A 688-nucleotide genomic window follows, 5' to 3' on the forward strand; every position below is an offset into this window, starting at 1 on the left:
GCCCGCATGGCCGCGTCGACGACGTCGAGGTCGTCGCTGATCAGGGTGGGCAGGAAGCCGGTGGTGCCGAACGGGCGGTGGGCCGCGCCGATGGCGGCGATGGTCTCCACCGTCGGCGCGTCGTTGAACAGCACCCCGCCGCCGCCGTTGACCTGGGTGTCGATGAAGCCGGGAACCAGCAGGCCGCCGACCAGGTCCTCGACCACGGCCCCGGCCGGGATCCGTGCGCGGTCGACCAGGCCGACGATGGTCGCCCCGTCGATCAGCAGGGCCTGGCCGTCGACGACGCCGGCGGGCGTCATGACGGCGGCGTTGGTGAGAGCGGTGACGGGCATCAGACGGTCTTGGTCACCTTGTTGAGGTGCGGCGGGCGGTCGGGATCGTAGCCGCGCGCCACCGACAGGCCCGCGGCCATGCGGTAGAAGCTCTGCACGGCCAGGATCGGCTCCAGCACCGGATGGCCGGCGCCCGTCGGCAGGGCTGTCGGAAGAGTGGTCGCGCCGCTGGCGCTCCCGCCGGCCAGCAGCACGGTCGCGCCGCGCTCGGCCAGGCCCTGGGCCATGGCCAGGGTGGGGGCGTAGGTCTCGTCGTGCTGGGCCAGCACCAGGGCCGGGAAGCCGTCCTTGACCAGGGCCATGGGGCCGTGCAGCACCTCGGCGGCGCTGAAGGCCTCGGCGTGCAGGCCGCA

The 688-nt window shown here is 74.0% G+C and carries 2 pseudogenes; both read right to left on the bottom strand.

What is annotated here, in order from left to right:
• Positions 1-335 (bottom strand): annotated as a pseudogene (locus tag G5B46_RS24120) (N-acetylglucosamine-6-phosphate deacetylase); the annotation flags it as partial.
• Positions 335-688, bottom strand: a pseudogene (locus tag G5B46_RS24125) (iron dicitrate transport regulator FecR); the annotation flags it as partial. The pseudogenes G5B46_RS24120 and G5B46_RS24125, both read right to left, overlap by 1 nt.

Source organism: Caulobacter sp. 602-2 (assembly GCF_011043625.1).
Taxonomy (GTDB): domain Bacteria; phylum Pseudomonadota; class Alphaproteobacteria; order Caulobacterales; family Caulobacteraceae; genus Caulobacter.